Raw genomic sequence first — 23,516 nt, 5'->3', positions numbered from 1 at the left:
TCCGTTTTACGCCAGTACTGGTATCGTGACCGTCTGCTTACTTTCACCCGCAATGGTCACCGTTTCGCCATGTACCCGCAGCGTAACGGGTTGCACGGAAAAATTCTGTACCGTTACATCCTGCTGGGTGGTGGTAATCTGTAACAAGGCGCCCCGGTACCGGATTTTAAAGGCCAGACCCTGCCAGTTTTCCGGACAGTACGGACTGAACGATAGCCCCTCGGCATCGACCCGCATACCGCCGAAGCCTTTCACCACCGCCAGCCAGGTTCCGGCCATACTCGTTATGTGACAGCCGTCCTCGGTATCGTTGTTGTAGTCGTCGAGGTCGAGACGAGCAGTACGGAGGTACATTTCGTAGGCTTTTTCTTTCATACCCAGCTTCGACGCCTGAATGCTGTGGACGCAGGGCGAGAGCGATGATTCATGAACCGTCATGGGCTCATAAAACGCGTAGTTTCGGCGGAGCGTGTCGGTATCGAATTCATCCTCGAAGAAATAGAGCCCCTGCAGTACGTCGGCCTGTTTGATAAAACACGACCGCAGAATCCGATCCCAGGACCAGTTCTGGTTCAACGGACGCTGGCCTTTGGGAATATCCGACACCGGCATGAGATCCTTGTCGAGGAAGTCGCTCTGCTGGAGGAAAACCTGCCGTTCGGGATCGTACGGATAGTGCATATTGTCGACGATATGCTGGGCGTTCTGAACTTCCTTTTCTTCGCGGAAGTGGATGCGTTCACACAGGTCAGCGTATTTCTCGGGGTTCAACGCCTTTACTTTGCCAACCGCTTCGATGGTGTACCGCAGCGTCCAGGCGGCAATGTAGTTGGTGTACCAGTTGTTGTTGACGTTGTTTTCGTACTCATTTGGTCCGGTAACGCCCAGCATGACGTACTGCTTTTTGGCGGCCGACCAGTTCACCCGCTGGCTCCAGAACCGGCTGATGGCAATCAGGACTTCCAGGCCGTAATCGGTCAGGTACGATTCATCGCCGGTATACCGCACGTAATCGTAGATGGCGTAGGCAATGGCCCCGTTTCGATGAATTTCCTCGAAGGTAATTTCCCATTCGTTGTGGCATTCTTCGCCGTTCATCGTCACCATTGGGTAGAGCGCAGCCCCCGCCCGGAAGCCCAGCTTCCGGGCATTCTCGATGGCTTTCTGCAGATGTTTGTACCGGTATATCAGCAGATTACGGGCTACTTTCTGGTCGGCAGTAGCCAGGTAAAAGGGCAGACAGTACGCTTCGGTATCCCAGTAGGTGCTCCCCCCGTATTTTTCGCCGGTAAACCCTTTAGGACCGATATTGAGTCGTTCGTCCTCGCCGGTATAGGTCTGGTTCAACTGAAAAATATTAAACCGGATACCCTGCTGGGCTGCTACGTCACCGTCAATGACGATGTCGTTCATTTTCCACTTGTCGGCCCAGGCCTGCTTCTGTTCGAACAGCATCCGGTCGAATCCCTTGCGGGATACCCGGGCAATGGCCTCGTGAGCCAGGCGCATCAGCTCATCGGAGTCGTGGTTGAGCGAAGACAGGTTCACGGCGTATTTATAGATAACCGTTTCCTGGCCCTGCTGACAGTCGAGAGTCATCCGGTTGGCCACGTACTTCTCGTATTTGATCGGCTGCGACTGGTAATCCATCTTCTGACCGTCCTGTTCGATTTCCACGCACATGCCGGTCGTGACATGGAATCCGGTTTTTCGGGTCCGCAGCTCGATATAGGCTTCGCCATAGCCGGTCTCCTTGCGCACTTCGTCCCAGAAGGTCTCGTCATAGTTCGCATCCCGGTTCCGGATAGCCCCATCAATGTAGGGCGTTACGGTGATCTTGGCGTCGAAGTTGAGCGGGGTCAGGCTGTAACGAATGGCACCGGCGTCATCATCGACGATGGAACAGAAGCGTTTGGCATTGACCTTGACCTCTTTCCCGCTTTTCAGCACCGCCACGAACGACCGTTCGAGGTACCCTTCCCGCATATTCAGCTCACGCCGGAAATCGCGCACGTCGCAGGTAGCCAGGTCAAGGCTCTCGTACTCGATATCGATATCAATGCCGGCCCAGTTTGCCGCATTGAGCACTTTGGCGAAATACTCGGGATAGCCATTCTTCCACCAGCCTACGCGGGTTTTATCCGGGTAATAGACGCCGGCCACGTAGTTGCCTTGCAGGGTTTTACCGGTAAACTTCTCCTCGAAATTCCCCCGTTGTCCGAGCCGGCCATTGCCCAGGCTCATCAGACTTTCGGTGATTTCATTATAGTCGCGGTGGAAATCGGTTTCGACAATGGACCAGGGGTCCTGTGTAATGTATTGTTTCATTAGAGGTTATTGTTCGTAGCCGCAAAGGTATCCATTTCCTTCTTTACGCGCATGGCCTGGTTCAGATGCCGCTCTGAATGCGATACCAGCATCTGTAGGGCGTCGCCTACCCGGATTTTGAGCCAGTTGCCAAAAATAGTGGACAGCTTGTCGGCGTTCCAGTCGAGGTAAATCGCTTTGTCGAGCAGGTCGCGAAGCAGGTACTGAATTTCCAGAAACTGGGCCAACACGTTGGCCGGATGCAGATCGACAGACGAGCGGGGTTTGATAATTCCCGGCGCCGGAAATTTCAGTTTGGTCTCGGGGTTGACGATCCAGTTCAGGGACCGCCCTACCAGATCAGACGCCAGTATCTGATCGGTCGGCATCGTTTGTACGAGGCCCAGCTGATCGACTTTGTGCTGAAGGTTGCGGATGTAGTACCGTTCGGCCAGGTTAAGGTGCTGAAGACATTCGATTATGCTCCACGAACCGGGAGCCGGTTTCCAGCGGAGCTGCTCGTCAGACAGGTGTCCGAATTCGCTCTCCACGGTTTTTAGGATAGTTGTCAGCCGCGTTTGCAGCGTACGGGCAGTAGCGAGTTTTTGCATGAGTAGCGTTTCCGTGGGGCAACATAAAGAAAGCCCGACTCGTCGGAGTCGGGCTCAATTATACGGATGTCATTGGACCTGTGCCAATACCTGATGAAAAAATTCAATATCCCGGCGGGAGTCAAGGTCGATGGCCCCAGCCTCGAAGGGCACTTCCGAGCAGTCGTCCCGGTGTTTGCCGATGACCCATTTTACGCCTTTATCCCCCTCAAGACCAAGCAGATCGCTGATGTAGTCGCGGCTGAATAAGGCAGGTACGCTGAGCTGGGTATCATACCGACAGGCAATGATCCCTTTCTGATCGTCTTTCCCGACTTCGACCATGTGCAGCAACAAGCCCAGCGACACCAGCGGCTGGTCCGTATGTAGCACCAGCACTCTGTCAATATCCTTGTGGGTAATGTATAAAGCAGCCAGTCCCGTTTTCAGTGACGAAGCCTGACCGGTTGGCCAGCTGGCGTTATCGACCAGCGTAACCGGTAACCCCTGCAGCTCCGGCACGATCCGTTCACGATTGGCCCCTAGTACGACCACAACGGGCCCACGTTGTAGCGCCAGGGCTGTTTCTGTTATGCGCCGAATCAACGACTGGCCTTTATAGGTCAGCAGTTGCTTCGGCTCTCCGCCCATCCGCGACGAATCGCCGGCGGCCAGAATAATAGTTCCGATTTTCAAGATGCTTTTTGTTACATGGAGTTAGCTGCCTACCCGACATTCCATGGTGAATACACGTCAGCGGCTCGTCCATGACGTCTGAACTGATTCAGTTCTGCGAGATAAACACCCTATACGATGGGTCGGTTCTGCCGTTGCGCAAACACCTCGGCCGGGTAGCCCACTTCAACCAGCGACAACCCCTCGGCCGGAGCCGCCCGCCCGGCGGCCTGACGATCGCGGGCCAGGATGATCTGCTCAAATTCATCGACACTCATCCGCTCCTGCCCCACCATCAGAAGCGTACCGACAATGGCCCGTACCATACCCCGCAGAAATCGATCAGCGCGAATATGGAACATCAGCTCGTCGTTGTTCTGGCGCTTCCAGTACGCAAAGTCAATCCGGCAGTTAAAGGTTTTAACATCCGTCTTAACCTTACTGAAACTCTGAAAGTCGGTATGCAGCAGCAGGCGGCTGGCGGCTTCGTTCATCCGGTCAACGTTAAGCGGCAAAAAGAACACGCAGGCCAGCCCATCGCGAAATGGGTCCTTACGTCGGATTATGCTGTACTGGTAGTAGCGATAGGTAGCGGTATAGCGGGCATGATCGCGCGGGCCTACCGGAAAGCAATCGTAGACGACAATGTCGCTTGGGATCAGTTTGTTGACCGAACGAAGCAGATGGGCGGGCAGGGGCGATTCAAGTTCGAAGTGCGCAAATTGCTGGGCTGCGTGAACGCCCGCGTCGGTTCGGCCACTACCGACAATACCGATAGGTTGCCGGATAATCGTTGTAAGGGCCGTTTCGAGCACCTCCTGCACACTCAGCCCGTTGGGTTGCCGTTGCCAGCCGTGGTAGTTGGTGCCTCGGTAGGCCAGTTCAAGGAAATAACGCATTCAGGAATTGTGGGTGTTTTGCGGACCAAAGTTCCGTCTTTCTGCGTCACAAATTGCCTTTTATCGGGTTTAAGACCGCAAAACACCCGCAATTTACTTCGGCACGTCGCCAAACTTCTCGTTCCGACCGGTTTTGTCGGCATCGCCGGTCAGGGCGCCCTTCGCCATTTCGAACAGCTTGACCATTTTCCCGCCGGGCCGGTCCCAGTATTCACCTCCGTGGATCGTAACTTTCAACAAAGCAATGTGCGGGTCTTCTTTCCCGTTGGGAAACCAGGTTTTCAGGAAGTCGCTCCAAAGCTCATCGATTTTTGCCCGATCCCTGACCACGTCGGCCCGCCCGGTTGTTGTGACGTACACCTCGCTGCCGGGATCCGAAAAAGCGACACTGACGCGCTGGTCCTGCTGAATCTCGGCTACCTTCGTCGAGTTGTCATAGGTAAAAAACCACATACTGCCGTCCTCGTCGATCTCGTGGGTGGCCATGGGGCGGGTGTGAAAATCGCCATCCGACTCCAGCGTGGTCAGCATAGCAATCCGGATATCCTTAATCCTGTCTTTGAGCTTGTCCAGCTCCATGGCATTCAGTGTCTGTTGCGCCTGCATAGGGGTTGTGATTGATTGTACACAGTCACAACCCTACTTATCAAATAGAGTTTTATTCAGACACGGGTAAAGCAGAAAGTCGAGCCAGCGGGCTTCCGATCATCGGCAACCCATCCGGAACCGGTTCTACAGCCGGTCAATCTCGAACCGAAGTTCGTCGGCCAGCTGGCGCAGGCGGGTCGAGTCGGCCCGGGGCGGTGGGAGCTGCTGGCTGACGAAAGCCTGAATTTCCCAGACCTCCAGCACCTCTTTCAGGGCAACTTCGCGATTGGGGATGTCGGCCCGATCGGCCGTGAGCAGCAGCGTTCCCTTGGCCTTCACCTGGTTATAGGCCCGCCGGCTGCTGATTCCGTCGCGGCTGGTCAGGAGAACGTACAGTTTTCCGTCGGCGATGTCGAACCAGTTTCGTACAAACTGGCCAACCAGCAACGCACCCGGAAAAGCAAAATCATCGCCAGCTTCAAAGGCGCGGTAGTGTCCTTCGGGTAAGGTAGGCAGGTGCATAGCCGGTAGCTGCCGCAGAAAATCAGGCTGCTGATAGCGTTGACCGTACTCCGCGTACCGCGCCTGCATGACCACCGCTATGGTCGGGGCAACGGCCTGAGCGGGTGCACTGGCCGGGCTGGCTGCCCCCGGCCCCTCGTACACATTGTTGAAGGTAAGCACGTCAACGGAGCGATGCTCGACAGGCCTGAATGGCGGAGCGGGCGGGGTCTGCCCAAACAAACGATCTACCGGCGACGCGGGCGGTGCGGGCTGATAGGCAACCGGGGCCGGCCGCTCAGCGGCTACCTGGTCGGGTCGGACCGGTGGGGTAATGACCGGCGGAACGGGTGCCGGTCTGGGGGCGGGCTGGGGCTGCTCGTCTGGCCGGTAGTATTTGTTCAGAACGGCCGAGAGCGGCTGCGGTTCCGGCGTAACAGGTCGGGATGTATCGGCGAAGATGTCCGGAAAATCCGGATGCTCGAACGGGTCATCCTCGGCTGGGTTGATCTTGCCATCTGACCGGATGTTGTCGGTCCGTATACGGACGTCGGCAGGACGGGCGGGTTGCCCGAGCGGTATGCTAAGGTTGGGCGTTTCGCGGAGTTTGCGCAGGTCCTGCCGCGTTAGCAATTCAACGGTTGTGTTGAAGGCCCGGGCAATGGCCTGTATATTCTGTTGGTTTGGGTTTGCGCGCCCCTCTTCATAAGCCCCTAATAAAGAACGCTTTATATTTATTTTTCGGGAGAATTGTTCCTGCGTCAGACCATTCAGTTTGCGCAGATAACGAATGTTTTCGCTGACAAGTGTCATTCGGTTCGGGTTTACTAAGGTGTTGCTAAGATATACGATTCCGGTTTGAAATACTAAAGCCAGTGGATTGCCGGGATTTTTTGTACTTTTACCCTATCCATTTGAATCTAATCAACACGACTTAACCTGCCTATGCAACCGTTACAAGCCACCACTGACCTGCGAGATGAGATAACATCGATTTTTGACCGGCAACGCCGGTTTGCGCCCAAGATGGCTCTGACCACCTCCCAGGAGCGGATCGAACGGATCAAACGGGTCCAGGACTGGATGCTGAGCCATCAGTCGGAGCTCGAAACGGCGATGTACAACGATTTCCGGAAGCCCAGCGCGGAGGTAGCGCTGGGGGAGCTGATGTCGGTCAATGCGGAAATCAAGCACATCGTTAAAAACCTGAACCGGTGGATGCGTCCCCAGCGGCTTCCCACGCCCCTCAGTCTGATCGGGACTAAAAGTCATATCCGTCACGAACCCAAGGGGAACGTGCTGATCATAGCGCCCTGGAACTATCCGTTCGCGCTGATTGCCAAACCGCTGGTTTCGGCCATTGCCGCGGGGAACGTATGTATGCTGAAGCCTTCCGAAATGACGCCCCATACAGCAGCGTTGATCAGCCGCATGGTTCGGGAGTTATTTCCGATTGATGAAGTAGCCGTATTCGAAGGGGATGCCGACGTGTCGAAGGCGCTGCTCGACCTGCCTTTCAACCATATCTTTTTTACCGGCAGTCCGGCAGTAGGACGGATCGTAATGACGGCTGCGGCCAGGCACCTCGCGTCGGTAACGCTTGAACTGGGCGGCAAGTCGCCCGCTATTGTCGATGACTCAGCCAATATCCGGCAGGCGGCCGAGCAGCTAACCTGGGGCAAATGCCTGAACAACGGCCAGACCTGCATCGCTCCCGACTATGTACTGGTGCACGAGTCGATCCGCGAACCCTTTCTGGAAGCCATGCGCGACTGTCTGAAACGCATGTACAGTCCAGACGGTCAGCCCGTCGAAGCTTCGGCCAGCTACGCCCGCATCGTTAATCAGCAGCATTTTCAGCGAATCCGGTCGCTGGTCGACGAGGCTGTTCAGCAGGGAGCTACCGTCAGCATAGGCGGCCGGATGAACGAAGCCGAGAACTTCATTGAGCCAACTGTACTTGAGCAGGTTACGGATGGTATGCGGATTATGCAGGAAGAAATTTTTGGTCCCGTGCTGCCGGTCGTGACGTACCGCACCCTCGATGAGGCCCTAAGCCGGGTTAACCAGCGGGATAAACCCCTGGCTCTGTACATCCACAGCCGTAACCGCGAACATACCCAATACATTCTGGACCGCACCTCGGCCGGCGACACCGTCGTTAACGATACACTCCTTCAGTTCGGGAATGTCGAGTTGCCGTTTGGCGGGGTCAACAATAGCGGGCTGGGTAAATCGAACGGGTTCTTCAGTTTTCAGGAATTCTCGAATCAGCGGGGGGTTATGCAGCGCGACTTCGGCACCATGAAATTCATATTTCCGCCCTATACCGACCGGGTGAAGAAACTCATTAACTGGGCGGTGAAATTCTCTTAAACACCCATTTGGTTAAACAAACCGCTCAGCACGTCATGTAAGGGGCGTTTTGTTTAGCCAAAAACTTCGTATCATTGACATTCTATGGTACGACTTCGTCTGCTCGCAGGGCTTAGCCTGCTATTCTGTTTTCCGGCCGTTTCCCAAACGCTGCCGATCCTTGACCAGAACCCGACTTCGCTACGCTGGTATCGACTCTCCACACCGCATTTCCGGGTATTATATCCCGCCGGGTTCGACACCACCGCCCAACGCACGGCGCAGCGGCTCGAGCAGTTATATGAACCGGTCAGCGCGTCACTGAACCGGCGGCCCCGGCGGGTGTCGGTGCTGCTGCAAAACCAAACGACTGTCAGCAACGGGTTCGTAACGCTGCTGCCCAGGCGGTCCGAATTCTTTGCCTCTCCGCCCCAGGACCCGGGGCTGCTGGGTACTTTCGACTGGCTCGACCTGCTGGCCGTGCATGAATACAGGCACGTTGTTCAGGCCGAAAAAGCTCTTCAACACTATGGACGAGTGCTGTTTGCCCTGTTTGGCAATGCGGGACTGACGAGTGCTTATCTGACCGTTCCGGACTGGTTTGCCGAGGGCGACGCTGTCAGTACCGAAACGCTGCTGAGTACTGGCGGTCGGGGTCGGATTCCCAACTTCGACCTGGGTATGCGCGCTAACCTGCTGGCCGGACGACAGTTTCCCTACGCCAAGGCCGTGAGTGGCTCGTTCCGGGATAACGTGCCGAACCATTATGTGCTGGGTTATTTCATGACGACCTACCTCAAACGGGCCAAAGGCCCCGAGGCCTGGAGCGACATCCTGAACCGTAACTACCGGCGCGTACCCTGGCCCTTTGCATTTTCGGCCAGTGTTAAAGATCAGACCGGTTTGCGTGTGGATGATCTGTACAGGAAAACGATGGACGACCTGACCGAAACCTGGCGCACGCAGCAGAAAAACCTGACCCTCTCCCCCGTTTCGCCCTACGCCATCGCGCCACCAGAAAAAGCGGGGCAGGATCGACCCGTTTTTACCAGCTACCGGTATCCGCAGTTCATTACTGACTCATCGGTTATTGCCGTCAAAAGCGGCCTGGGCGATACGCCCCGGCTGGTTCTGCTCAGCAATAACGGATCTGAACAGCTCGTTCATGTACAGGGCTTCCCGAACGATCCGGCCATGCTGTCGGCTACGGCCCAGCGGGTCTGCTGGATCGAATACGGCTATGATCCGCGCTGGGGCCAGCGCGTTTATTCAAACATCCGGCTCCTCGACCTGGCTTCCCGCCAGCTCACCCGCCTGACCCACCGCACCCGCTACACCGCCGTTGCCTTATCGCCCGATAACCAGAAACTCATCGTGGTTGAGAATACGGACACCTATAAAACCCGCCTGCATGTGCTCGACGCGCAGACCGGACGGCAGCTGGCTACCCTCCCCAACCCCGACGATGCTTTCTACCTGCACCCACGCTGGGCTGCCGATAACCAAACCATCGTGACGGTAAAACTGAAAAACGGCTATAAGACGTTACAGGCTGTTGATACCCGAACGGGACTCAGTACCGACTTACTACCGGCTGCCCGGGAAAACATTAGCCATCCGCAGCCGTGGTCCGACTATGTTTTCTATAACTCGCCCCGTTCGGGAATCGACAACGTGTATGCCGTCAACACCAAGACGAAGCAGGTTTTCCAGGTTACGTCCCGGCCTCTGGCGGCTTACCACGCGGCTGTGTCTCCTTCGGGGGGTAAACTAGCCGTCGAAGAATTTACGGCCGATGGCTACCGGATTGTTGACATGCCCCTGGCTCCTTCCCGCTGGACTGCGCTGTCGGCTTCTGCCCCGGCTGGCAATCCGGCCGAGCTGGTACGGTATTTTGGTGCCCTGCCCCAGCTCGAACCGGGTGCCGTCCTGGGGCGGCAGATTCTCAACGACTCACTGGCCCCCACCCAGGTTTATACGCCCACGCGCTTCCGGCGGCTGGCCCATGCGCTCAACGTCTACAACTGGGGGCCGATCGTGAGCAGCACCGGCCAGGCGCTCAATGTAGGGTTAAGCTCGCAGGATCTGCTCAGCACCACCCAGGTTAGCGTTGGCTATACCTATAACCAGGCAGAACGCGTCGGCAATGCGTATGCGCTGCTTAGCTACCAGGGACTCTACCCGATCATCGATGTCAGCTTTCAGCGCGGTAACCGCAACACCTCACTGTACATTGACAGGGCCGCTCCGGTCGACAGTCTGCGCTCGGATCGGTGGCAGTATAACCAGCTCACGGCCGGGTTTCGGCTTCCCCTCCAGTTCACCCAGTCGAAATACAGCCAGGCCGCGTCGATGTCTGCCTATTATAACTACCTGGCCGTTACTGATTATGACCTTCCCTTCCGCAGTATTACCGAGGTAGGCGGAGCGGGTTCCCTGAATGCGCTCAGCTACGCGGTGAGCTATAGTCGGTTGTTGCGGCAAAGTAAGCGCGACGTGGCTCCGCGCTGGGGACAGACGCTTTCGGCCACTTACCGACACACGCCCTTCGGGGGTCGACTACAGGCCGAGCAATGGGGCGTTCAGGGAAATTTGTTCGTGCCGGGTCTTGGTAAACACCATTCGTTACGGCTGCGGGGCGGTTTCCAGCAACAGTCGCGGGGTACGTACCGGTTTGCGCCGGTTGTATTTTACCCACGCGGTCAGGCCTACGTCAGCGATGATCAGATCCTGGCCGGGAGCGCTGAATACCGGTTGCCGATTGCCGATACGCACTGGTCGCTGGGGCGGTGGCTGTATGTACAGCGGATCAAAGCTGCCGGTTTTATGGATGCCGCCCAGGGACAAAGCCGACTTGAGGTTCGAACGGCCACGGGGCAGTTGCGCGGATATCAGACCCGAACCAATCAATACCAGACCGCGGGCGTCGACGTATCGTTCATCGTAAACGCCCTGCGCCTGCGCACTCCTTTTGAGGTAGGTGCCCGTGGCGTTTACAACCTGACTACCGGTCAATGGCTCGTTCAGCCCCTGGTGGTTGACATCGGCTTCTAACACGGTTTCCTTGAATGAAAGAAGCCCGCTGACCACAAGTTGTAACCTGTGATCAGCGGGCTTCTTCTGTTCTATGGGGTTTAGCCCTTATAAAACACCCATTTCGACAGTTCTTTGTACGACACTTTTTTGCCGTACATCAGAATACCCACCCGGTAGATGCGGGCAGCCAGCCAGGTGGTACCCATAAAGCCCAGGATCAGCAACACCATAGACAGGGCCAGCTCCCAGCCCGGCACCCCAAACGGTACCCGTACCATCATGACCACGGGCGAGGTCAGCGGGAAGATCGACGTCCAGAAGGCCAGCGGCCCATCAGGATCCCGAATCACGAACTGGGCTACTGCAATGGCGCCAATGATGGGCAGGGTAATCGGAAACATAAACTGCTGCGTTTCTGTCTCGTTGTCGACTGCCGCGCCAATGGCTCCAAACAAGGCACTGTAAATGAGGTAACCACCCAGGAAATAGAACAGAAAACAGGCTACGATCAAGGGAATATTGAGCGTATCGATGGCACGCATCACGCTGGCAACGGCACTCTCCTGCGTCTTTTTCACCTCAGCCGAAGCCGGTCCCTGAGCCATGGCCCCGGCGGCTCCGGATGTTTGCATAGCCTGCCGCCCCCGGTCCACCTTGTCGCCCATGATGGTACCGCCAATGGTAAAGAGGCCAATGGTGAGGGTGATCCAGAGCAGGAACTGGGTCAGACCAACCAGAGCCACGCCGATGATTTTCCCCAGCATCAGCTGAAAAGGCTTTACGGACGAGATAATCACCTCAACGATCCGGTTGGTTTTTTCTTCCATGACGCCCCGCATAACCTGAGTGCCGTAGATAAATACCGAAATATAAATCAGGAAAGCGCAGAAATACCCGATAATGGTGGTGGCAATGGCGTTGCTGTTCTTCTCACCCGCATCGCTCAGGTTGATCGTCTGCGCATCGACGTTGACTTTAGCGTCTTCGATTACCTTCTGGGTAATGCCGGCTTCGCTTAGTTTGATGGTTTCGATCTCCTTGCCAATAGCGCGTTCGATATTGTTCTGCAAATCAAGACTGACGCTCTTCTGGGCAAAAATCTGCACGGTTTTGGGCCTCTCGATGACATCTTTCGGAATAAACACCAGCGCATCGTACCCTTGCTTGACAAACGATTTCTTGGCGACGCTCAACGGTTGTTTTTCGTAGGAGTAGGTCGTTTCTTCATCATTTTTGAACTGGTTGGTGAACCGGCCGCTTTCGTCGACGACGGCGACTTTTTTCTGGTCGATGGAGCTTACGGCCGCCCAGCCGATGATAGCATAGAAGGCGAAGATCAGCAATGGCCCCAGGATGGTCATGATCACGAACGACCGTTTACGCACCCTGACCAGGTATTCGCGTTTGATAATCAGGAAAATTGTATGCATGGACTTGATAAGTGAATAGGCTTTGACGGTACACGATCCGGCAGCACAGGCCGGCATTAATCGTTGGTTTCGCCGACGGCCTGGATGAAGATATCGTTCATGCTGGGAATATTCTCGCCAAATGACCGAACCGCCACTCGATCGAGCAGGTGACGGATCAGTTCGTTGACGGCAGCGTCGGGCGGAATCCGGATATCCGTTCGCTGAAAGTTATCGTCGGTAGCGGTGGTGGTCAGTACTTCGAAGGCAGGCGGCAGGTCGTCAAGCGTTCCCTGGTACTCGACATGGTAGGTATGGGTTTTAAACTGCTCTTTGATGGCTCGTTTAGGTCCATCGAGCACTTTGTGAGATCGGTTTATGAGCGCGATGTGATCACAGAGTTCTTCAACCGATTCCATGCGGTGGGTCGAGAAGATGATGGTCTTCCCTCTGTCGCGTAGTTCGAGAATTTCATCCTTGATCAGATTGGCGTTGATGGGGTCAAAGCCGGAAAACGGCTCGTCGAGTATGATCAGATCGGGTTCGTGCATGACCGTGGCCACGAACTGCACCTTCTGCTGCATACCCTTCGACAAATCTTCTACCTGCTTGGTCCACCAGGTCTTGATATCGAACTTCACAAACCAGATTTTGAGCTTTTCCATGGCTTCTTTCTCGGTCAGCCCTTTCAGTTGAGCCAGGTAAAGCAATTGTTCACCAACCTTCATTTTTTTATAAAGGCCGCGTTCTTCGGGCAGGTAGCCAATACGCTTGATATGATCCGGCTTGAGCCGCTCACCATCCAGGATGACCTCCCCCGAATCGGGAGCGGTGATCTGATTAATAATACGGATTAGCGAGGTTTTACCGGCGCCATTGGGCCCAAGCAGCCCAAAAATACTGCCTTTGGGTACATGGAGGCTGACATCGTCCAGTGCCCGATGCTCGGCATACTGTTTGACGATGTGGTGGGTTTCGAGAATATTCACAGAGTTTGGTATATCGTTTAGGTTGTCTAATGAACAGACAAATGAACAGGGCCTGCACTGAATCAACAACCAATTTACGGATGAACTGCCATTGCGGTATATAGACGGTATAAAAAAACCACAGCCCCCGGTCGGGACTGTGGTTTTTGTGATGAAAACAACCGGTCAGGCCTTGACAACAATCGTTTTGGCCCATTTGTCGCCAAAGCGTTTTTTCTCATCGCTTAATACCATCAGGGCGTCAATGATGTTAAAAACCGGGATCATGAGCGACACCTGCCGGGTGATGGCCGTGCCGTAATCGCCCAGCAGACCGGCGCCGGTATCTTCCCGGACCGCTTTGATACCCATCAGCTTTTTTCCGATGCTTTGTCCGCCCAGGAAACCGCCCACTTCGGGCAGCGCATCTTTAACGAGAAAGTAAACAAGAGCGAAAATCATTCCGATGAAGGAAAGCCTGTAGCTAATGACGCCCAGAATCAATAGCGGCACGTAAGCCACGACGACATCGATAAGATACGCAATAAAACGCACACCGGCACTGGCTTTGACCTGGGTGCTGAGCGAGGTGAAGGACGATTCCACAGTATACGGGTTTAGGTAAAACGGTTTTTTAATATTCCCATCTAACCTACAAAATCCCCGGCAACGTTCTGCATTTCTGTTCAGCTACGGGCGCAATCTTTACTAAGCGGTAATCTCTTCAGAATCAATAGGATGAGTGCGGAATTCGCCTTCCCATTTAGAGACTACACAGGTGGCTACCGCGTTGCCGGCCACGCTCGTGGCGCTGCGCCCCATATCCAGAACCTGGTCGATACCCAACAACAGAGCCAGCCCTTCGATGGGTAAATTGAACAGGGACATGGTGCCCGCAATAACGACCAGCGACGCCCGCGGTACCCCGGCAATTCCCTTAGACGTGATCATCAGCGTCAGCATCATCGTAATCTGCTGTTCAATGCTTAGCGGTACGCCGTAGGCCTGGGCAATAAAAGCCGTTGCGAAGGTCATGTAGAGCATTGACCCGTCGAGGTTGAACGAATATCCCAGGGGCAGTACGAACGAGATGATTCGTTCTGAGCAGCCAAATCGCCGTAGAGCCTCAATGGTTTGCGGAAACGAAGCCTCCGAACTGGCCGTACTGAACGACAGGATGATCGCATTCTTGATTTCGGCCAGCAGCGCCAGATAGGGAATCCGCACGACCAGACAGATTACCCACAGAACGACAAAAACGAAGAAGAGCAGCCCGCCAAAGAAGCAAAGGATCAGGTAGGCATAGCCCGCCAGTATACCGAGCCCCTGCTGCGCTACTACGGCCGCAATGGCACCCAGCACCCCAAACGGTGCAAACGACATCACATACCCTGTCACTTTAAACATGACATGCGACAAAGCGTCGAGGGCTTTGATCACGATTTTTCCCTGGGCTCCAATGGACCCGACCGCAATACCGAAGAAAATACTGAAGACCACGATCTGTAGTATTTCGTTGGTGGCCATGGCATCGATAAAGCTCGTTGGTACAATGTGGGTAATGAAGTTCTCAAAAGTCATCTTAGGCACTTCAACCCCCGTATCGGTTCCCTTGGGAGGCAGGGGCAGGCTCATTACCTCGCCTGGTTTCAGGATGTTTACCACCAGCAGCCCAACAACCAGCGACAGTATGGTGGCGAAATAAAAGTAAGCCAGCGTCTTGAGTCCGATCCGACCAACGGTGCCAAAGTCGCCCAGTTTAGCGATACCCACGACCAGGGTGGCAAATACCAGCGGCCCGATGATCATCTTAATCAGCCGAAGAAAAATTTTGGAAAGTATATTCAGGTCCGTTCCCGAAAATCCTGAGTCAGTTGCCGGAAACAAGTAACCAATCAGGATACCGAGCACCATGCCCAGAAAGATACGCGTAGTCAAGTTAGGGAGTTTCATGCAGTCAGGTTGAAAGCCAGTATGAACAAAAGTAACGTAATCGGAGCAGTTGAGAAAACCGGAGCCGCACAGAAGTAGAGGCCAAAGCGCTCAAAAGGCTATCTGGAACGGGGGCAGCCCGAGATCTTACCCGCCCGCTGATGCTGGCCTGTCAGCTCGGCCGGGTAATCGGGTCGGTAATCGTTCAGGCTTTAAATACCCGTTTGTATATGGGTTTTCGGTACGCAAACTGCGCCCACAGGAGCGGATACATCAGGTAATCAAGCAGCCGAAACGGGGTTCTGAACGTAATATCGTCGATAACGACGGTTCCGCCCGACTCGTGTCTGACCAGCCGGTGCCGATGTCGCCAATATCGTAAGAAAAACGGCAGACGGACTCCTTCGTCGATGAAGTAAATTTCATTAGTCGTGGTTTGCTGATCGGTGATCAGGCTTTCCCAGTCCTGACGAAACACCAGAAAATTCAACCGCAGGAGAACCACATCTCCCCGTAAACAACCATCGAAACGAACTACCTCAACGGGCGGAAAAGGTGGGCTGAGCTGATCGAACAGCTTACGATCAAACCCAGACCAGACGTCGGGGAGGGCCGCCTGTACTACGGTTTCGAGAATAATATGCATGTAGTGATTTGTATCAAAGACTGTATATCCGATAAGGTTTCTATGCCGCTTAATAAATCTTACTACCGTAAAATTGATAAAGACGCCGAATTTAGCCAATTTGACCAGTCATAATCGGCCATCTCCAGGTCGACCAAAGCAATTTTAAACTCGGTTTATGCATCGGTTCGAGTGGTGGTTTGTCAGGTTAGTCGTTGTCGGATTGCTGACTCAAGCTACCCCGTCCAAGGCTACTGGCCCGGTTTCGGAGTATCTGACTGTACGGAATGGTCTTCCCCAGGGTTTCATAAGCGCCATGCTTCAGGATCAGCGTGGCTTTATCTGGCTGGCCACGCGCGATGGTCTCTGCCGCTACGATGGCACCCGGTTTCAGGTCTATAACCACGATCCCCAACAGCCAGGCTCACTCGCTTTTAGCAGCCTGACCGGCCTGCGGGAAGATAAAGCCGGCCGTATCTGGATCCGTACCGAGAATAACCACATCGACTGCTTCGATCCTGTAACCGAAAAAACCAATCACCCGTCCAACTCCCCCGCCTTTCGGCAAGTCCTGGGCCGCCACCAGCTCACCGGCATCTGGCCCGACCCGTCTGGCAATGTCTGGGTAACAACGCAAACAAACGGCTTTTTCCGGCTGAATGCAAACGGGTCAGTATCCCATCATCACTGGGCGGCCAGCCACGAGACCCAGCCGTTGATTCGATCGCTGCTCCTCGACAAAGGTGGTAATCTCTGGCTGGGCACCAACCTGGGACTCTTTCGCTATAACCCGCAATCAAAGCAGTTTGCCGCCTTTCGAATTGCTCAGGGCTTACCCCAGAACGATGTGTTCAGCCTCTACGAACGCCCGGGCGGTACTTTCGTGCTGGGTTTTCCGGGTAAGGCCGTCTTTTTCGACCCCGCAGTTGGGCGGGCCATGAAGACGTTATCCCTCCCCGGATCGCCGAACCAGATCCCGCTTTACGCCAGCGATACACGGGGAATCGACTACATCAACCAGCACCGCTACACGGATGAAACCGGTTTACAGCCCTTACCGGCCGACGCAAAGCTTAGCCGTTTCTCGGCCCTGTCCATGCTGGTCGACCGGTCCAATGTGCTCTGGATCGGACTCGACGGCGACGGGGTCATCAAATATGATCTGAACAAACGCCCGTTTACGGCCTGGCCCTACACCAGCTCGTTCTCGACGGACTGGATGACCCAGCAGGCGGGTATTCCGCTCAGCTCGATCCCTCCCCTGATCCGGCAGCAGCGGCCCGATGCGCTCAGGTACCAGTTCGACCGGCAAAAAAACCTGTGGCTCAGCAGTGCCGTAACCCCTCTATACCGCTATAACCCCAGCCAGAAGGTATTCGAAACGGTGCCCCCAACGGGTATCGAGACCCGCTGGTTACCGGGCGGATCGTTTCGCATGACCGCTCTGGCCACGGGGCCGTCGGGTGAAATCTGGGGGTTGCTGGGGCCCGACAACCGGGCCGTTGTCCGGTATAATCCCACCCTTCGCACATTTACCGCCTTCCCACTCCCCCTCCCCGCCAACAACCCCTACACCATCATGGGTATGCTGGTAGACGGTGGCCGAATCTATCTGGCGACGCAAAGCCATGGCTTGCTTCGGGCCGATTTATCGACTCAGCGACTGGTACGCTGGTACGCTCAGGCATCAGACCGCCAGTCGATTCCCAACAACGCGCTGCTGTGTCTGGCGCAGGATCCGGGGCAGTATAACTATTTATGGATCGGCACGTTTGGAAGCGGCCTTTGTCGACTCGATAAGCTAACGGGGCAGATACGGCGCTTTGGCGTGGGCCAGAGCTTACCCAACAATGTGATCTATGCCATTCGTCCCGATGGACAGGGCCACCTCTGGCTCAGTACAAACCGGGGGCTTTGCCGATTTGACAGTCGTACGTTTGAGGTCCGCAACTACACCACCGACGACGGTTTGCCCAGCGAGGAGTTTAACCGGTATCACGACGTTGCCTTACCCGACGGACGGCTGATCTTTGGCGGCATTGGTGGGTATACTGTCTTTCAACCCGGACAGGTGAGCGACGATGCCTACAAACCGCAGGTTGCCCTGACCGCCCTTCGCATCAACAACCAGCCCGTGCGGGCCACAACCCCCGGCTCTCCGCTTGCGCAGGACATCGACCAGACCACGGATATTGACCTCAACCACGACCAGAACTTCCTGGCGTTTGATTTTTCGGCACTCCAGTTTAACAAGAGCGGCAAGAATCAGTATCGCTACAAGTTAACCGGGCTGGACAAAGACTGGATTTACAGCGGTAACCTGACCACCGCTACCTACACCAACCTCCCTCCCGGCACCTATACATTCGTCGTTAACGCGTCCAATACCTCCGGCATCTGGAGTCCGCACGTGCGGAAGGTCAGGATCGTTATCAACCCGCCTGTCTGGGCAACCTGGTGGGCCTATACCGGGTATGTACTGCTGCTGATTGGCGCTATTGTACTGTTCCTGCGGGTTCGCATCAACCGGATTCAGCTCCGCAGCCGGATCGAACTTCGGGAGCAGGAGTCGGCGCAGCTCAAACAACTGGATGAAGTCAAATCCCGCTTCTTTGCCAACATTACCCACGAACTGCGCACACCACTGACTTTAATTCTAACACCGTTAGATCAACTTCTGGAGGAGATAACGGACCCGCAGCATCACAACCGGCTCTCCATGGTGTACCGGAGTGCCAACCGGCTTCTGCGGCTCATCAACGAGTTGCTTGATCTGGCTAAGCTGGAAGCTGGAACTCTAACCGTTACCAATGTACCGGGCGATCTGGCCGAGTTTGTCGAGCGAACGGTGTCGGTCTTTGACGAGGAAGCCCGACGCAAACGGGTTAGCCTGCGGGTGAAGTCAACCATTTTACAACCGCACTACTGGTTCGACAGTGACAAACTGGATAAAATCCTTAGCAACCTGCTGGCCAACGCCTTTAAATTCACGAACCCCGGCGGCTCCATCTCGGTCCTGCTCGAACTGGCCCAGCCTGCACAAAGCCTGTTGGAGTCGGCAGGACCGTCGACGGTTGCCTACGAACGGGTTCGACTCACGGTCAGCGACAGCGGTAAAGGCATCGACCCAGATAAGCTTCCCTATATTTTTAACCGGTTCTATCAGGCCAGCCCGTCGTCCGACCAATCGGTGACCGGCTCCGGTATTGGCCTGGCGCTGACGAAAGAACTGGTCGAGATCATGCAGGGCTCTGTCAGTGTATCGAGCAAACCATCGGTGGGCACCACGTTTGTAGTCGAGCTCCCCTGCCTCCCCGCCCGCTCAGCCGCATCACCTGTTCCGGCAACTAATCCTGGCCTAACCGGTCAGCAAGCTGGCCGCAGTACTGCCATAGATGCGCATACCTACCAGCTATTACTGGTCGAGGATAACGACGAAATAGCCGGTTACCTGGCTGACATCTTAAGCGAACACTGGCTCGTGAAGCGGGTTGGCAACGGACAGGCCGGGGTTGAAGCCGCCCTGGCTGACACGCCCGATGTGATCATCAGCGACGTACTGATGCCCGAACTGAATGGCTACGAACTGTGCCGCCAGGTGAAAGCCAATCCTGCCACCAGCCATATTCCCGTTATTCTGCTAACCGCCAAAACAGCCGTCGAAAGTCGGGCGGAAGGGTTCTCAGCGGGGGCAGACGATTACATAGCCAAACCGTTCGATGTGAATGAACTGCTGGGGCGCATCCGCAATCGGCTCGACCAGCAGCAACGACTACGCCAGCACCACCGCAAACTGCTGCTGCGCGAGGGGCATCTGCCCAACTCGAGCGCCGACCCGGAAGATGACTTCATGAACCGGGTCTATACCGTACTGGAAAGCAGACTCGACGATTCTACGTTCGGGGTCGAATCGCTGGCATCGGCTATTGGCATCAGCCGGATGCACCTCAACCGGAAACTAAAAGTGCTGACGGGCTTTACCCCCAATGAGCTTATCCGTGTGGTGCGGCTCAACCGGGCTGCTGAGCTATTGCTGACGGGGGCCTCCATTTCTGAAGTGGCCGATCGGGTTGGTTTCGATACGCCCGCTTATTTTTCGAAAGTCTTTAAAGAACATCATCACCTGACACCAACCGATTTTGTAGAAAAGAATCGGCAGGAAGTTGTGTAAGCGGTGTTTCGCTTCCTCATTTTGTATTAATCCCACTTTAAATTAGCCATTTTGGACCATTTGCTCGGCTTTATAGCTTGAGTTGAGGGCATGTTACAAATTTTATAGGGCGTGTTACAAATCAGCAAGTCCCTGGAAGAGATCCAAGTTAGTATTGTGTAGTGATCCTAACTATCTGTAAAACCTCTCTACCAGATACTCATGACCTATTATTCGTCTGCCTCAGCGTCGGTTCGTACCATGCCCTCCGAATGGCCTCCTTTAAAGCTGTACCTCCGCGAAACCGGTCGTCAGTCATTCTCTGTAGCTGATCTAGTATACCTTCAGGCCGTGGCTAATTACAGCTGGCTGAACTGGGTAGACGGACGTCGGATGCTGATGCCCCGTACGTTAAAGTATTATTCGCCCAAACTGCCTACCGAGCTGTTCATCCGGTTGCACCGCAACTGCGTGGTTAACAAACGGTACGTAGACCGGCTCGAACGTACCGAAACAGGCGGGCTCGTTCACCTGTCGACGGGGGAAGTATTACCCGTATCCCGTCGTCGGTGGGGCACCGTTCGTCGGCAGCTGGCCCACAACATGCCACATCTCAATTAATTATATTCTGGCTTTTCGCTTCTACTCCAACAGCCTTGCAGACAAAGAGCCCCGATCAACGTGATCGGGGCTCTTTGCGTATAATCAGCAACGAACGAAGCTGAAGTCAGTCTCTACATTTTTTCCAGCACACGTTCCATGGATACTTCCTGACCGATCCGGCTTTTCAGCTCGCTGATTGGCACCCGAATCTGCTCGGTCGTATCGCGGTACCGAATGGTAACGGTATCGTCTTCCAGGGTCTGGTAGTCGACCGCAATACAGAAAGGAGTGCCTATCAGATCCTGACGGGTGTAGCGCTTTCCGATAGCATCACGCTCTTCCATAACGACCCGGAACTCCGAACGCAGCGACTTCATGATCTGCTCGGCTTTCTCGGGCAGGCCATCTTTACGAACGAGCGGGAACACAGCCGCCTTGATGGGCGCCAGCGCCGGGTGCAGTTTGAGATACGTCCGCTCTTTCTGATCGTCGCCTTCGCCAACGGTTTCTTTGGTAAAGGCATTACAGAATACCGCCAGGAACAGCCGGTCGGCACCGACCGATGTTTCAACCACGTACGGAATGTAGTTGCCGTAGGGCTTGCCGGTTGCCGGATCGATATCGTTATCGAAATACTGTTGCTTTTTGCGGCTCAGCTCCTGGTGCGACTTCAGGTCAAAATCGGTACGGGAGTGAATACCTTCCATTTCGCGGAAACCAAACGGAAACTGATATTCAATGTCCACCGCTGCGTTGGCATAGTGGGCCAGCTTCTCATGGATATGGAACTTGAGTTTCGCGGCCGGCAGACCGATAGCCTGGTGGAATTTCATCCGGGTATCCCGCCAGCGTTCGTACCAGTCCATTTCGGTGCCGGGCCGCACGAAGAACTGCATTTCCATCTGTTCAAACTCGCGCATCCGGAACGTAAACTGCCGGGCCACGATCTCGTTCCGGAAGGCTTTCCCGATCTGGGCAATACCAAACGGCACCTTCATCCGGCCCGTCTTCTGCACGTTCAGGAAGTTAACGAAGATGCCCTGGGCAGTTTCGGGCCGCAGGTAGATCAGGCTGGCGTCTTCGGCCAGCGAGCCAACCTGGGTGGAGAACATCAGGTTGAACTGCCGAACCTCAGTCCAGTTGTCGGTACCCGACACGGGATCTTTGATGCCTTCGGCAATGATCAGGTTGCGCACGCCCTCCAGGTCGTTTTCGCCCAGCAGGCGTCCCATCTCCTGCAGGAGCGCCGTACTACGGGCTTCGTCACCGGCATTGGCGTACGCTTCGGCTTTAAGCTCCAGCAGCTGGTCGGCCCGATACCGCTTTTTAGAGTCGCGGTTGTCGATCATCGGATCGTTGAATGAATCAACGTGACCCGACGCTTTCCAGGTCAGGGGGTGCATGAAAATAGACGCGTCGATCCCCACCACGTTGTCATGGAGCTGGGTCATGGCTTTCCACCACAGCGTTTTCAGATTATTCTTCAGTTCAACGCCGTTCTGGCCGTAGTCATATACGGCCTGCAGACCGTCGTAAATCTCAGACGAAGGAAATACGAAGCCATATTCTTTGGCGTGGGCGATGATGTCTTGCAGCGAAGTCGCTGGTGGTCCGTCGGTACGGGCTGGAGTAGTATTCATACGTGGGGACAAAAATACAATACCAGCCGAATTATTTCGCCTGCTCCCTCAAATGACGATCTACTGACAGGTGCTTACTCGTCGGCGCGGGGGGCGTACCCACCCTGCCTGGGGCGGTACGGACAGCCGTCAGCGGCCAGGATTAGCTACCTACATCCGTTAATGAGTGACAATCGGCCGGACTGACAGTCTGAGGCACGTCTGTATTTGTCCGCATCATCGGTATGCTTACCCGCTTCCTGTCGTTCGTCCGTGACTATTTCGGTTTTTCACACAAAGAGAGCCGTGGCTTTCTGGTATTGCTTTTCCTGATCCTGCTCTTTTTGGCACTTCCGTTTCTGTATCGACTGTTGAGCGACCGGCAACCCGTAGACACCTCGGCCGCCGACCAGCAAAAGCTGGACAGTCTGGTGGCGCTGATGAAAGCCGAAGAGGCCCGCCAACCCCGCTATTCCCAGCAACGAGCGCGCGAGACCACCACAACAGAGCAGTTACGCGAACCATCCCTGTTTCGGTTCGATCCCAATACAATCAGTGTGGCCGGCTGGCAACAGCTCGGCTTACCCCGCTGGCTGGCCGAACGGATTGACAAGTACCGAAGCAAGGGCGGCCGATTCCGGAAGAAAGAGGACCTGTTGCGCATCTACGATTTCCCGCCCGATCTGTATGACGACCTGGAGCCCTATATCGTTTTGACTACAGGGGCCACGACCGGTGGTAACCCATACCCGGCCCCAACGGCGCCCCGTTCGGATCAGACTGCCCGAACCGATCGGGCTGACGCCACCGACCCGGCGCGCGCCGACCGACCGACGCGGGTAGCCCCTCAGCCTTTTGATATCAACACCGCCGACACAAGCCAGTTGGTTGCCCTCAAAGGCATCGGTCCGACGCTGGCTGCCCGTATCGTTAAGTACCGCGATGCGCTGGGTGGGTTCATATCCCAGAACCAGTTCGAGGACGTATACGGTCTTGACTCGCTGGCGCTGGTCGAGTTACGGCGGCTGGGTCAGATCCGGTCTGCCCCGCGCCGGATACCGGTCAATACGGCCACGGCCGAGCAGCTCGACCGACTCCCCTTTCTCTCGCGTCGGCAGGCGCAGGTGATTGTCAGCTACCGCGAGCAGCACGGAGCCTACACGTCCGCAGAGTCGCTCAGACCCATCCGCATCCTCGACGCCAAAACGATCGAAAAGCTCACTCCCTATCTGGATTTTTAGCCATCCGATACGAGCGGA

At 55.4% G+C, this 23,516-nt stretch carries 17 protein-coding genes; 5 read left to right on the top strand and 12 right to left on the bottom strand.

Annotation, left to right across the window (positions count from 1 at the left end; all coding sequences use genetic code 11):
- Positions 1–6: 6 nt before the first annotated feature.
- From EQG79_RS12550 to EQG79_RS12525, 6 genes are all read right to left on the bottom strand, one after another.
- Complete coding sequence (locus EQG79_RS12550) at positions 7–2,328, bottom strand: glycoside hydrolase family 65 protein (protein ID WP_077920994.1); 2,322 nt, start codon at positions 2,326–2,328, stop codon at positions 7–9.
- Positions 2,328–2,918, bottom strand: a complete 591-nt coding sequence (locus EQG79_RS12545; RefSeq protein WP_129601678.1) for a DinB family protein — start codon at positions 2,916–2,918, stop codon at positions 2,328–2,330. Before EQG79_RS12545 ends, EQG79_RS12550 begins: the two co-directional genes overlap by 1 nt.
- A 69-nt stretch (positions 2,919–2,987) precedes the next feature.
- Positions 2,988–3,593 (bottom strand): nucleotidyltransferase family protein, encoded by a 606-nt coding sequence (locus EQG79_RS12540; RefSeq protein WP_077920996.1) that lies wholly within the window; start codon positions 3,591–3,593, stop codon positions 2,988–2,990.
- Positions 3,594–3,703: 110 nt separating this feature from the next.
- Positions 3,704–4,471, bottom strand: coding sequence for a tRNA pseudouridine(38-40) synthase TruA (gene truA, locus EQG79_RS12535; protein WP_129601677.1), 768 nt, complete (start codon positions 4,469–4,471; stop codon positions 3,704–3,706).
- 93 nt (positions 4,472–4,564) lie between these two features.
- Positions 4,565–5,077 carry a pyridoxamine 5'-phosphate oxidase family protein gene (locus EQG79_RS12530; protein ID WP_077920998.1) on the bottom strand — a complete coding sequence of 171 codons (513 nt, stop codon included), beginning with the start codon at positions 5,075–5,077 and terminating at the stop codon, positions 4,565–4,567.
- A 126-nt stretch (positions 5,078–5,203) separates the two neighbouring features.
- On the bottom strand, positions 5,204–6,373 hold the full coding sequence (locus tag EQG79_RS12525; RefSeq protein ID WP_129601676.1) for a helix-turn-helix domain-containing protein: 1,170 nt from the start codon (positions 6,371–6,373) through the stop codon (positions 5,204–5,206).
- A 132-nt stretch (positions 6,374–6,505) separates the two neighbouring features.
- On the opposite strand from EQG79_RS12525, the gene EQG79_RS12520 reads away from it, so the two are divergent.
- Positions 6,506–7,936 (top strand): aldehyde dehydrogenase family protein, encoded by a 1,431-nt coding sequence (locus EQG79_RS12520; RefSeq protein WP_077921000.1) that lies wholly within the window; start codon positions 6,506–6,508, stop codon positions 7,934–7,936.
- Between the two features lie 84 nt (positions 7,937–8,020).
- Positions 8,021–10,969, top strand: a complete 2,949-nt coding sequence (locus EQG79_RS12515) for a TolB-like translocation protein (RefSeq protein ID WP_129601675.1) — start codon at positions 8,021–8,023, stop codon at positions 10,967–10,969.
- A gap of 80 nt (positions 10,970–11,049) precedes the next feature.
- Here EQG79_RS12515 and EQG79_RS12510 read toward each other — a convergent pair whose 3' ends face one another.
- From EQG79_RS12510 to EQG79_RS12490, 5 genes are all read right to left on the bottom strand, one after another.
- Positions 11,050–12,381: an ABC transporter permease gene (locus tag EQG79_RS12510; protein WP_129601674.1), complete on the bottom strand. Its 1,332-nt coding sequence runs from the start codon at positions 12,379–12,381 to the stop codon at positions 11,050–11,052.
- Between the two features lie 56 nt (positions 12,382–12,437).
- Complete coding sequence (locus EQG79_RS12505) at positions 12,438–13,349, bottom strand: ABC transporter ATP-binding protein (RefSeq protein WP_077921002.1); 912 nt, start codon at positions 13,347–13,349, stop codon at positions 12,438–12,440.
- A 165-nt stretch (positions 13,350–13,514) separates the two neighbouring features.
- Positions 13,515–13,934: an RDD family protein gene (locus EQG79_RS12500; RefSeq protein WP_077921003.1), complete on the bottom strand. Its 420-nt coding sequence runs from the start codon at positions 13,932–13,934 to the stop codon at positions 13,515–13,517.
- A gap of 102 nt (positions 13,935–14,036) precedes the next feature.
- Positions 14,037–15,281 (bottom strand): dicarboxylate/amino acid:cation symporter, encoded by a 1,245-nt coding sequence (locus EQG79_RS12495; protein ID WP_077921004.1) that lies wholly within the window; start codon positions 15,279–15,281, stop codon positions 14,037–14,039.
- A 184-nt stretch (positions 15,282–15,465) separates the two neighbouring features.
- Positions 15,466–15,906, bottom strand: coding sequence for an SRPBCC family protein (locus tag EQG79_RS12490; RefSeq protein WP_077921005.1), 441 nt, complete (start codon positions 15,904–15,906; stop codon positions 15,466–15,468).
- 157 nt (positions 15,907–16,063) lie between these two features.
- Here EQG79_RS12490 and EQG79_RS12485 point away from each other — a divergent pair, with 157 nt between their 5' ends.
- Positions 16,064–20,056 (top strand): hybrid sensor histidine kinase/response regulator transcription factor, encoded by a 3,993-nt coding sequence (locus tag EQG79_RS12485; RefSeq protein WP_129601673.1) that lies wholly within the window; start codon positions 16,064–16,066, stop codon positions 20,054–20,056.
- 201 nt (positions 20,057–20,257) lie between these two features.
- Positions 20,258–20,656, top strand: a complete 399-nt coding sequence (locus tag EQG79_RS12480) for a LytR/AlgR family response regulator transcription factor (protein ID WP_077921007.1) — start codon at positions 20,258–20,260, stop codon at positions 20,654–20,656.
- A 113-nt stretch (positions 20,657–20,769) separates the two neighbouring features.
- Here EQG79_RS12480 and EQG79_RS12475 read toward each other — a convergent pair whose 3' ends face one another.
- The gene (locus EQG79_RS12475; protein WP_077921008.1) at positions 20,770–22,278 is read right to left on the bottom strand and encodes a glycine--tRNA ligase; all 1,509 of its coding nucleotides are present in this window, start codon (positions 22,276–22,278) and stop codon (positions 20,770–20,772) included.
- Between the two features lie 224 nt (positions 22,279–22,502).
- Here EQG79_RS12475 and EQG79_RS12470 point away from each other — a divergent pair, with 224 nt between their 5' ends.
- Positions 22,503–23,498 (top strand): helix-hairpin-helix domain-containing protein, encoded by a 996-nt coding sequence (locus EQG79_RS12470; RefSeq protein WP_129601672.1) that lies wholly within the window; start codon positions 22,503–22,505, stop codon positions 23,496–23,498.
- Positions 23,499–23,516: the final 18 nt, after the last annotated feature.

The organism is Spirosoma sordidisoli, from assembly GCF_004138325.1.
GTDB lineage: Bacteria > Bacteroidota > Bacteroidia > Cytophagales > Spirosomataceae > Spirosoma > Spirosoma sordidisoli.
The sequence above is the reverse complement of the archived record's forward strand: the minus strand, read 5'-3'. Positions and strand labels throughout refer to the sequence as shown.

Excerpts from the sequence above, each read along its gene's own strand:
- EQG79_RS12550 (WP_077920994.1), bottom strand. The coding sequence starts at position 2,328 with ATGAAACAATACATTACACAGGACCCCTGGTCCATTGTCGAAACCGAT.
- EQG79_RS12530 (WP_077920998.1), bottom strand. The coding sequence starts at position 5,077 with ATGCAGGCGCAACAGACACTGAATGCCATGGAGCTGGACAAGCTCAAA.
- EQG79_RS12490 (WP_077921005.1), bottom strand. The coding sequence starts at position 15,906 with ATGCATATTATTCTCGAAACCGTAGTACAGGCGGCCCTCCCCGACGTC.
- EQG79_RS12510 (WP_129601674.1), bottom strand. The coding sequence starts at position 12,381 with ATGCATACAATTTTCCTGATTATCAAACGCGAATACCTGGTCAGGGTG.
- EQG79_RS12525 (WP_129601676.1), bottom strand. The coding sequence starts at position 6,373 with ATGACACTTGTCAGCGAAAACATTCGTTATCTGCGCAAACTGAATGGT.
- EQG79_RS12475 (WP_077921008.1), bottom strand. The coding sequence starts at position 22,278 with ATGAATACTACTCCAGCCCGTACCGACGGACCACCAGCGACTTCGCTG.
- EQG79_RS12470 (WP_129601672.1), top strand. The coding sequence starts at position 22,503 with ATGCTTACCCGCTTCCTGTCGTTCGTCCGTGACTATTTCGGTTTTTCA.
- EQG79_RS12545 (WP_129601678.1), bottom strand. The coding sequence starts at position 2,918 with ATGCAAAAACTCGCTACTGCCCGTACGCTGCAAACGCGGCTGACAACT.
- EQG79_RS12485 (WP_129601673.1), top strand. The coding sequence starts at position 16,064 with ATGCATCGGTTCGAGTGGTGGTTTGTCAGGTTAGTCGTTGTCGGATTG.
- EQG79_RS12480 (WP_077921007.1), top strand. The coding sequence starts at position 20,258 with ATGACCTATTATTCGTCTGCCTCAGCGTCGGTTCGTACCATGCCCTCC.
- EQG79_RS12520 (WP_077921000.1), top strand. The coding sequence starts at position 6,506 with ATGCAACCGTTACAAGCCACCACTGACCTGCGAGATGAGATAACATCG.
- truA (WP_129601677.1), bottom strand. The coding sequence starts at position 4,471 with ATGCGTTATTTCCTTGAACTGGCCTACCGAGGCACCAACTACCACGGC.
- EQG79_RS12495 (WP_077921004.1), bottom strand. The coding sequence starts at position 15,281 with ATGAAACTCCCTAACTTGACTACGCGTATCTTTCTGGGCATGGTGCTC.
- EQG79_RS12515 (WP_129601675.1), top strand. The coding sequence starts at position 8,021 with ATGGTACGACTTCGTCTGCTCGCAGGGCTTAGCCTGCTATTCTGTTTT.